Origin of the sequence: uncultured Dokdonia sp. (genome assembly GCF_937910895.1) — a bacterium.
Lineage (GTDB): Bacteria > Bacteroidota > Bacteroidia > Flavobacteriales > Flavobacteriaceae > Dokdonia.
Map to the genome: position 1 here is coordinate 1 of NZ_CALEMI010000114.1, position 10,204 is coordinate 10,204.

Consider the following 10,204-nt stretch of genomic DNA (forward strand, 5'->3'; position numbering starts at 1 on the left):
TCCTCGCCCAAAGCTAACACTTTGTCGTTTCCAAGGCTTCAAAAATTTTTAACGGAAATCCAGCGCTCCATCTCGCCTAGAATTCATATTCTGTCGTATGCTAGAGAAAAAGAAGAAAAGCTTATATCGAACTCACGTTATATTAATACCATCTTCGTTGAAAAAGACGTATCAAGGTATCTATATCTAGGGAAACAATAAAGCGTATTTTTTGATCATAATTGGGTTGCGCAATTTCCCAACCTAGATTAGAATATACGGGGAAGAAGACTTCAAAGTAGTCATCCAAAAGGCTCACTTGGATTCCCGCATCATACACAGGATTGAGGTCTCGCGATCTGTTTTTTACAAGACCAACATCGCCGTAGGCGTAGATATACTTCCAGATGGTGGTACTCGCATTAATAGTGGTAATCCACTCATTTGCAAAAGCGGGTTCTAGTCTGGATTTAAAACCACCTTCAGCAAAAATAAATTGCTGACTAAAGATACCGCTATCTTCCGATCTGCCATAGTAATTAAAATCAAAGAGATAATCGGTAGGTCTGTCTAACGCAAAGCTGAAAAAGTCGCCACTATCTCTTATCTTATTTCTCAAAAAACCACCAGCATAAAAACGTAAATTCAACTGCCGATTGCTTAGGTATAAGTGTCTGTAAAAGAAGGTGGCAGAGAGTTTGCTAAAGTTTCTGGCTATTTGTAAATCTGTGTTATAACTTACGGTATTAATGATCGCACGGTCAAAATGTGAGAAGCGTAAATTAAATACGGAATAATCCGGATCTTGTGATTCTTGCCTAAAATCATCATCTCTCTTTACGCTTACAAATCTAGCTGATAGATTAGAACCTCTATTTGCTCTAAAATCTCTTGGTTTAAAATTAAAGTTCAAGAAAGGTATAAATCGTTCAAAGAAAAGGTCTGGACCAAAAGAAGATCTGTTTCCAGAAAGTCCGTAGCGAATGCTAAAGAGTTTGCTATCTTCTAAGAAATGTGTATAGGATAAGGAGGCTTTACCAATAAGGGCTTTGGATCGCAATCCGTATTGTGGTTCTAGTTTGAATCTAAAATTCTTTCGAAGAATGGTATTATTATACAATTTAAGTCCTGGGCTTACTCCATCATAAATATTAAACTCTACGGTAGGTATAATAAAGGCTTGATTTTTTGAAGGGTTTTCAAAATCTTGTAAAAACTTGAATTGGATAGGTTTGTTTAGTCCTAAAAAGCCATTAGGATTGTGATAACTGTCTCTAAGATTATATTCTGGAATGATCTGCTCATAGTTTAATACGACCTTATCAATACTATCTGCAGCAAGGGTTACTGTTTTTATTTTTTGTATATCTTCTACCCATGTTTTTGAAACGACTTCTCCATCTTTTATACCGTATACAGAAACGGGAGCTGTATTATCTCTCTTGTTTTTAATCGTTACAATGAGTGAATCTCCTACTCTTTCAGATTTTTTTATTTTAAAATCTAACTTACGTCTGGTGGTTACATATTCATCAAAAAACCAGTCAACCTCTTTTTCTGTGTTTTTGCGAATGAGTGTTTCAAAGTCTTTAGAGGTGGTACCATGCTGTAAGTTATAGTTGGCATAAAACTCTTTAATGGTATTTTCTACCACATCATTTCCTAAGAAGTCTCCAAGGTAGGTGAGTCCAACCCCACTCTTATAGGCATTGGCAATTTGTACATTATATTTAATAAGTGAGTCATAAGGCTTCGATAAGGGCTGATCAAGGTTAAGCCTCGCAATATTCATATACATCAGATTGTACTGATCGTTGAATTCGAGCTTAGAAAGATAGAATTGTCGTACGAGCCAATACTTATCCAAACTTCCTACTATTTTTAAATCTGGGTAAAAAGTATCAATGTATCGTTGCATGAGATGTACTTTAATTCCATCGATGATCCATCTATCTTTTCTAGGGTTTACTAGTAATGTATTATCTACGTATTTGTTAATGATCGTTTTTACGAGTTTAATTTCATATTGAAAACCATCAGGAAACGGACGTATAAAATTAGGTAATTGATTCAGACCATATACTTGATTCTCTTTATAGTCAATTTGTGTAATCAGTAAAGTTTCGTGTGGATATTCTCCTAAATTTTCTTTCATAAACCCTGCAATACGATCTATAATCAATGCGCGGATAGGGTCGCCTATTTGTCGGTCGTCTATATTTGAATGTAGGGTTAAAAAATCAGTTTCTATTTTTTCAAAATCTGAATTTTGAGTAAGATAGACTCTTGGATTGATACGATCTTTACCCTTAAGGATGGCTATTTTTTCTTGTGTATTATACGAGGTGTTTTCTATGCGAGTTTCAAAATCGGATATAATCTCGTATTCTTTTGGTAGTGAAAATGTAATTTGAATATCACTATTCGGATAATAGCGATCTACTAGATTTTTGTTACTGTAATATTGCCACTCTCCATCATATATAGCAGGAGTGATGTACCAATATCTTAAATTATAATCTTTAGTTTTGGTGACTCCATAGTTTGTGAATCGGGCATACGGCAGTTTGACTTTGTAGACTAATTTAAGGCTGTAAGAAGCTTTTGGGAGTAGCGCTTCTTTAAGAGGTATTTCTAAAATGTCTTGTGCTTCCTTTAATCTTTTATATTGTAAATACGAAGTACCGTCATAAATAGATTTAATAGTAGTAAATCCTCTTTCTTCATCTTTTGCTAAGTGAAATTTTTTCTCAAAGTCTTCAGCAAATCTAACGGCTAGTGGTGTTTCTTTAGAAGAAAAACTATGCGCCCAATCATTAAGATAAATCGTAGTTAATGTGTCCTGAGTTGTGTTTTGATACGTAATCGTTTGTGTAATTTCGATTGTATCTTCATCAGGTAATAAACGTGCGTTTACTCCAATAGTGTTTTGTGCTATAGCAGGTGAGCATAGCAAACAGATAACAGAAAAGGCATTTAGGATTTTTTTCAATATGTAGTTAAAGAATTATTGGATTTGTGTGCAACATATTTAATGCCAACTTTTATTAATCCATTTTAAGATTGCTATTTAAAGTTTGCTAATTAACAAACTTCCTTTGACATAGAATAGTATCTGATGGTTAATATAATTAGTGATTGTTTATTAGTTTTTTTGTGATGTTAGAAATTAGGGCTTAATTCATATTTATCATAGAAATTATTTAGCACTTCGATAACTTCATCAGGGGTATCTACCACGTGAATAAGATCTATATCTGTTGCGCTGATATTTTTAAAAGAATCTAAGAGGGTTGTTTTAACCCAATCTATCAAACCACTCCAAAAATCTGTTCCAACCAAGATGATAGGGAATTTTTGAATTTTGCGTGTTTGAATCAAGGTAATCGCTTCAAAAAGTTCGTCTAACGTTCCAAAACCTCCAGGCATAACGACAAATCCCTGAGAGTATTTTACAAACATCACTTTACGTACAAAGAAGTAATCAAAATCAAGACTCTTATCGCTATCTATATAAGGATTGTCGTGTTGCTCAAAAGGAAGGTCTATATTTAGCCCTACTGAAGTTCCACCAGCGAGATGCGCTCCTTTGTTTCCAGCTTCCATAATACCTGGACCACCTCCTGTAATTACACCATAGCCATTTTCTGCTATTTTTTGAGATATATCTACGGCAAGTTTGTAATACGGATTTTCTGGTTTGGTACGTGCACTTCCAAATATAGAGACACATGGACCTATCTGACTCATTTTTTCAAATCCATTGACAAATTCTCCTACAATTTTAAATATTGCCCAAGAGTCATTTGTTTTATTTTCATTCCAACCTTTTGGTCTTGTTTGACTATGTACTGTCATGGTGTTTCTTTATTTTTAAAAGTAAGCTTTATATAGTTACTTTGGGATTCATTTCTTTTTTTAAAAATTGAGCGGTATAACTTTTTTTATTCTTTATAAGTTGTTCAGGTGTGCCTTTGGCAACGACTTCACCACCACCTTTTCCACCTTCATATCCTATATCGATAATGTAATCTGCCATTTTTACAACGTCTAGATTGTGTTCTATAATCAAAACAGTATTGCCTTTGTTTACCAATTTATTTAAGACTTCCATTAAGACACGGATATCTTCAAAATGCAATCCTGTCGTTGGCTCATCTAGAATATAAAAGGTATTTCCTGTATCACGTTTACTTAATTCAGTTGCTAATTTGATACGTTGTGCTTCTCCCCCCGATAGGGTGGTAGATTGCTGTCCTAAAGTAATATATCCTAATCCTACATCTTTAATTGTTTTAAGTTTTCTGTAGATTTTTGGAATAGGCTCAAAAAAATCAGCTGCTTCACGGATGGTCATTTCTAGCACATCAGCAATAGATTTTCCTTTATACCGTATTTCTAAAGTTTCTCTATTAAACCGTTTTCCTTGGCAAGTTTCACACTCTACGTATACATCTGGGAGAAAATTCATTTCTATCACACGTAATCCTCCTCCTTTACAAGTCTCACAGCGTCCTCCAGTAACATTAAAGCTAAAACGCCCTGGTTTATACCCACGAATAAGTGCTTCAGGAGTTTTGGCAAATAGGGATCTGATCTCACTAAATGCTCCCGTATAGGTGGCTGGGTTAGAACGCGGTGTTCTCCCAATAGGCGATTGATTAATGTCAATAACTTTATCACAATGATCTAGTCCTTTAATGCTTTTGTACGGCATTGGTTTTTTGACGCCATTAAAATAATGGGCATTCATAATAGGGTAGAGGGTCTCATTAATAAGCGTAGATTTCCCACTTCCAGAAACACCTGTAACTGCGACCATCTTTCCTAAAGGAATAGAAATATTGACATTTTTCAGATTGTTTCCAGTAGCTCCTTTGAGTTCTATTGTTTTGCCGTTTCCTTCTCTGCGTTTTTCAGGAATAGGGATTTCTTTTTCTCCATTGAGATATTGAGCCGTGAGTGTATTATGCGTTAATAGTTCTTCTGGAGTTCCTTCACTTATGATTTCGCCTCCATATTTACCCGCTCTTGGACCAATATCAATCACATGATCTGCACGCTCAATCATATCTTTATCGTGCTCAACTACAATAACAGAGTTTCCGATATCTCTAAGAGAAATCAAAGAGTTGATTAATTTTTGATTATCTCGCTGGTGTAATCCGATACTAGGCTCATCAAGGATATAAAGTACGCCCACTAATTGCGATCCTATTTGTGTAGCAAGACGAATACGTTGTGCTTCTCCTCCAGATAAGGATTTAGAATTACGATGTAATGATAAATAAGTAAGTCCTACGTCTACCAGAAACTGAATTCGGGTTTTGATTTCTTTGACAACCTCAGACGCAATTTTGACTTGTTTTTCGGAGAGTTTGGCTTCTAAATGTTGAAACCATTTTTGCAACTCTAAAATGTCCATGTGGGCAAGATCTGAAATGCTTTGGTTTTCTACTTTAAAGAATAAAGATTCTTTGCGTAATCTAGAGCCTTCACATTCTGGGCATAAGATTTTATCCATATATCCTTTTGCCCATCGCTTTAAGGAGGTTGATTCACTAGAGTTAAAAGTGTTCTCTATAAAATTTGCAACGCCTTCAAAATCAATTTTATAATCTCGGGTCACTCCTAGTTCTTTCGATTGGATCGAAAACTTTTCATTGCCTCCATAAAATATAAAGTCAAGGGCTTCTTGTGGAATTTGCTCTATAGGATCGGTAAGTTTAAATTCAAATCGATCTGCAATGAGTTGTAATTGTTTGAAAATCCAGTTGTTTTTATGAGGGCCATGTGGTTCTAAGCCTCCGTTTTTAATGGATTTCTTTTTGTCTGGAATGATTTTGTTTACGTTTACTTCGTAGAGTTCTCCAATACCATTACACTTTGGGCAGGCGCCTTTGGGGGAATTAAAAGAGAAATTATTCGGTTCTGGGTTTGGATAGGATATGCCAGTAGACGGACACATTAAGTTTCGGCTAAAATAGCGAACTTCGTCTGTATCTTGCTCTAAAACCATGAGTACATCATCGCCGTGGTACATGGCTGTGTTGATGCTTTCGCGCAAGCGTTTATCATCATCCGTATTGGATTGAATAGCAAGTCGGTCAATAACGATCTCTATATCATGAGTTTTATAGCGATCTATTTTCATGCCTTTTACAATATCCTTTACTTCTCCGTCTACGCGCACTTTGACAAAGCCTTGTTTTGCAATTTGTTCAAAGAGTTCTCGGTAATGTCCTTTACGGGAACGTACGATAGGTGCTAGGATACTGATGCGTTTTTCTTCAAAACTCTCAATGATTAAATCTTTGATCTGATCGTCAGTATAACTGACCATTTTTTCCCCTGTGTTGTAGCTATACGCATCACTTGCTCTCGCATAAAGTAGTCGTAAAAAATCATAAATTTCAGTTATGGTTCCTACGGTTGATCTTGGACTTTTACTGGTTGTTTTTTGTTCTATGGCAATGACAGGAGAAAGCCCTTGGATTTTATCGACATCAGGACGTTCTAGTCCTCCTAAAAACTGTCGCGCATAGGCAGAGAAGGTCTCTATATAGCGTCGCTGTCCTTCGGCATAAATGGTGTCAAAAGCGAGTGAGCTTTTACCACTTCCCGATAGTCCCGTAATTACTACAAGTTTCTCTCTAGGAATGACAACATCAATATTCTTAAGATTATGTACCCTAGCTCCGTAAACTTCAATATTGTCTTCTATTTGTGCCATAAATTTACCAAAAGTTGCAAAGTTACTTATTTGACAGCAGACTAGAAAGGGCGAGACGTTTATGTATTGTTAATCTTGTAGGTTTGTTTGACTCTAAAAAAAATTATCGGCCTGTATTGATTTCTTTTATCACAAATGGGTAGATGGAGAGCATCATAAATAATAAAATACCACATACAAACCCTATGGAAAGAAAACTAAAAAATAAGGATAATTGAAATAGTAAGACCCCTATAGGTAAAAAGATTCCCATCACTGTCAATAGTGCGAGTAAGGTAAACGCAAAATTAATAATCATCGGAATGCGTTGCTGTGACTGCATGGTAATACTAAATAATCTTGGAATCACCTCTTCAGACATTTGCTCTCCTAATTTAGAGAGTAAATCTTCACTAAATCCCATGTCTTGATAGCGGTGGGTGTCTAATTGAACGGCATAACTTAGTATCTTTTCTTGATGACGTTCATAAATGCGATTTACATCTAACTCATCCTTATAAGATGCATATTTGTATCCGAAGTAATACCAAATCCCAGAGCCACACTTATGTTCTATCCATTTTTTAAGAATACGTGGTGAGTAGGTGCGAGGGTTTGAAAAGGAGTCTACTTTACTTTTTGAAGGATCATCCAATAGTAATGATTTAGCTTCTAGGTATAGGCTTTCAGAGTCTCCGTATCTATTATTTTCTTCAATGTATTCTAATGCCAGTTTGGATCTTCCTTTGTAGAACTCTTTCATCGTAAAGTAGTTGAGATCGCCAAACTCTTTGTCGATATATTCTTTAAGTCCTGTATTCCATACTTCAGAACGAACTAAGATGTCTATGATATTCCTAAAATGGTGCATTTTCTGGGTGAGAGCATTCAGTTCTGTACTCAGCGTATTACTGCTAAAACGGATTTGATTGGTTTTGTTGAGTATGAATACAAAAAGGACAATTACCAAAAGAATACTTGTCATACAAAGTATGAGTAAAATCGTATCTATTTTATCTATAGAAAGCGCTTCTTTAGGCACCCAATTATCAAGACCATATACAATGAGAATACATCCCAAAATGCTAGTAAAAGCGGGGATGTAAGGCACAACGTATTTGATAAAACTTCTTAATTTCATCTAGATAATTTACAGTCAATAAGTTGGGCCTATTGTTCTAAAAATTAGAATAAGGAAGTAAATAAACGACTATAAAATAGAATCACAAAATAAAACGGCATGATTTGTAAGAAAATTGATGCTTTATACTGCGGATTTGATACAAAATTCTTTTAAATTATTTATCTAGAATTTTACTGATGTAAAAAAGCAATACTATGACAAGCTACAATCCCAGCAGTTTCTGTGCGAAGTCTGCTGCTTCCTAACGTAATTTCTTTATAACCAGCACTCACTGCGTGTTTTATTTCTTCTGAAGAAAAATCTCCTTCGGGACCTATAAGGATTAAAATATCTTTTGTAGCTGTTAATTCTTTAGTAAGTGGTAATTTTTCTGCTTCTTCGCAATGTGCGATACATGAGAAAGAAGCTTGTGATTGTGATGTCATAAAGTCCTTAAAGGTAGTTATGGGATGTAACATAGGGAGATGTGTCTGAAGTGATTGCTTCATTGCGCTTTGTACTATTTTTTTAAAACGCTCTTCTTTTATGAGTTTACGTTCACTATGATCACAAATTATAGGAGTAATCTCAGTAATACCAATCTCTGTCGCTTTTTCCAAAAACCATTCAAAGCGATCATTCAGTTTTGTAGGAGCAATAGCTATATGAAGTTTATAGGGTAATGGCTTTTGAAAAGAAGTACTGTGTAATTGAATTGTACATTTATTGGGATTATCATCTATAATCTCTCCTCTAAAAAGAAATCCCTTTCCATTTGTGATATCAACAGACTCTCCTACCTGTTTACGTAATACACGTATAACATGTTTACTCTCTTCTCTCGAGAATGTATACTGATCTGAATCTTCTGAGATGGACGCACTATAGAATAATTGCATATTTATATTTTAAGGCGTGATTGCGCATGAGCACCTGTATCTGTATATGTATTCTTTTCTTTTAGCTCTTGCGAAAATTTCAAATACCCTACAATTCCAATCATAGCCGCATTGTCTGTAGTGTATTCAAATTTTGGGAGGTATGTTTTCCATCCTAAATTTTCTTTGGCTTGCGTAAGTGCGTTTCGGATTCCGCTATTTGCAGAGACACCACCACCTATCGCTATTTGGGTAATTCCTGTTTGCTTTACAGCTTTCTTAAGTTTATCCATAAGAATCCCAACGATCGTATATTGAATAGAGGCACAGATATCGGCCATATTTTGTTCAATAAAATCAGGATTTTGTTTTACTTGTTTTTGAATAAAGTATAGGATTTGTGTTTTGAGTCCGCTGAAGCTAAAGTTAAGCCCTGCTACTTTCGGTTTTGTAAATGGAAAGGCTTTTGGGTTTCCTTTTGCTGCCCATTTGTCAACTAGAGGGCCGCCTGGGTAGGGGAGACCTAATAGTTTTGCACTTTTATCAAAGGCTTCTCCTACCGCATCATCTATCGTTTCTCCTATGACTGACATTTCAAAGTAATCGTCTACACGTACAATCTGAGTGTGTCCTCCAGAAATGGTCATCGCTAGGAAAGGGAATGTAGGTTTCTCATAACCTTCCTCATCAATAAAATGGGCTAAAATATGTGCTTTCATGTGGTTAACATCAATAAGTGGGATGTCTAAACCTAGCGCCATTGACTTCGCAAATGAAGTCCCTACAAGCAAGGAACCCAATAGTCCAGGTCCGCTAGTAAAAGCTATGGCACTTAGTTCTTTTTTGTCGATATTTGCTTTGCGTAAAGCAGCCGTTACTACAGGTACAATATTTTGTTGATGTGCTCTAGAAGCAAGTTCGGGAACAACACCACCATATTGTTGGTGTATTTCTTGAGTAGCTACAACATTAGAGAGTACTTTATCGTTGTGCAGTATAGCAGCCGCTGTATCATCACAAGAAGATTCAATAGCAAGTAAATAACAATTTGTCGAGTTTGTAGTCATAAATTTAGGCACACAAGTTGTAAATGGAGAACAAAGTTAAAACAATAAGCCGTATCAAGAAATTTAAAAAAATAGTATTACGCACTATCGTGTACCTATTGCTATTTTTTGGGCTTTTACTTTTGCTGTTTTCAATACCAGCCGTACAGACTAAAGTGGCTTCGATCGTGACAAGCAAGATCAATAAAAAGTACGGAACGTCTATACACGTAGATCGAGTGGGGCTCAAATGGAATGGCGATCTCAGCCTTAAAAGTATTTATATAGAAGACCACCATCTGGACACCCTTATTTATTCTAGAACACTATATACCAGTGTATTAAGTGTAAAAAAAATAATAGATGGGAATCTTGAACTAGGAAGTATTGATTTGGAAGGAACTCAATTTCATCTTAAAATTTATAAAGGCGAAGACAGTGATAATATTTCTATTTTTTCAAAGAA

At 35.5% G+C, this 10,204-nt stretch carries 7 protein-coding genes; 1 reads left to right on the top strand and 6 read right to left on the bottom strand.

Annotation, left to right across the window (positions count from 1 at the left end; all coding sequences use genetic code 11):
* Positions 1–142 precede the first annotated feature (142 nt).
* The 6 genes from Q0505_RS13735 to tsaD all read right to left on the bottom strand — a co-directional run bounded on the left by Q0505_RS13735 (position 143) and on the right by tsaD (position 9,759).
* Complete coding sequence (locus Q0505_RS13735) at positions 143–2,971, bottom strand: metalloprotease (RefSeq protein WP_299213829.1); 2,829 nt, start codon at positions 2,969–2,971, stop codon at positions 143–145.
* Between the two features lie 170 nt (positions 2,972–3,141).
* Positions 3,142–3,837 (bottom strand): TIGR00730 family Rossman fold protein, encoded by a 696-nt coding sequence (locus tag Q0505_RS13740; protein ID WP_299213831.1) that lies wholly within the window; start codon positions 3,835–3,837, stop codon positions 3,142–3,144.
* Between the two features lie 28 nt (positions 3,838–3,865).
* Positions 3,866–6,712 carry an excinuclease ABC subunit UvrA gene (uvrA, locus tag Q0505_RS13745; RefSeq protein ID WP_299213833.1) on the bottom strand — a complete coding sequence of 949 codons (2,847 nt, stop codon included), beginning with the start codon at positions 6,710–6,712 and terminating at the stop codon, positions 3,866–3,868.
* A gap of 103 nt (positions 6,713–6,815) precedes the next feature.
* Positions 6,816–7,832 carry a hypothetical protein gene (locus Q0505_RS13750; protein WP_299213835.1) on the bottom strand — a complete coding sequence of 339 codons (1,017 nt, stop codon included), beginning with the start codon at positions 7,830–7,832 and terminating at the stop codon, positions 6,816–6,818.
* Positions 7,833–8,005: 173 nt separating this feature from the next.
* Positions 8,006–8,713, bottom strand: a complete 708-nt coding sequence (locus Q0505_RS13755) for a 16S rRNA (uracil(1498)-N(3))-methyltransferase (RefSeq protein ID WP_299213836.1) — start codon at positions 8,711–8,713, stop codon at positions 8,006–8,008.
* Positions 8,714–8,715: 2 nt separating this feature from the next.
* Positions 8,716–9,759: a tRNA (adenosine(37)-N6)-threonylcarbamoyltransferase complex transferase subunit TsaD gene (tsaD, locus tag Q0505_RS13760; RefSeq protein ID WP_299213837.1), complete on the bottom strand. Its 1,044-nt coding sequence runs from the start codon at positions 9,757–9,759 to the stop codon at positions 8,716–8,718.
* Between the two features lie 23 nt (positions 9,760–9,782).
* Between tsaD and Q0505_RS13765 the strand changes: the two genes are divergently transcribed.
* Positions 9,783–10,204: hypothetical protein (locus Q0505_RS13765; protein ID WP_299213839.1), on the top strand; the 422-nt coding region annotated here is incomplete at its 3' end.

Bases quoted from the DNA above. Each gene is read 5' to 3' on its own strand.
- Q0505_RS13740 (WP_299213831.1), bottom strand. From the start codon at position 3,837: ATGACAGTACATAGTCAAACAAGACCAAAAGGTTGGAATGAAAATAAA.
- uvrA (WP_299213833.1), bottom strand. From the start codon at position 6,712: ATGGCACAAATAGAAGACAATATTGAAGTTTACGGAGCTAGGGTACAT.
- Q0505_RS13750 (WP_299213835.1), bottom strand. From the start codon at position 7,832: ATGAAATTAAGAAGTTTTATCAAATACGTTGTGCCTTACATCCCCGCT.
- Q0505_RS13755 (WP_299213836.1), bottom strand. From the start codon at position 8,713: ATGCAATTATTCTATAGTGCGTCCATCTCAGAAGATTCAGATCAGTAT.
- tsaD (WP_299213837.1), bottom strand. From the start codon at position 9,759: ATGACTACAAACTCGACAAATTGTTATTTACTTGCTATTGAATCTTCT.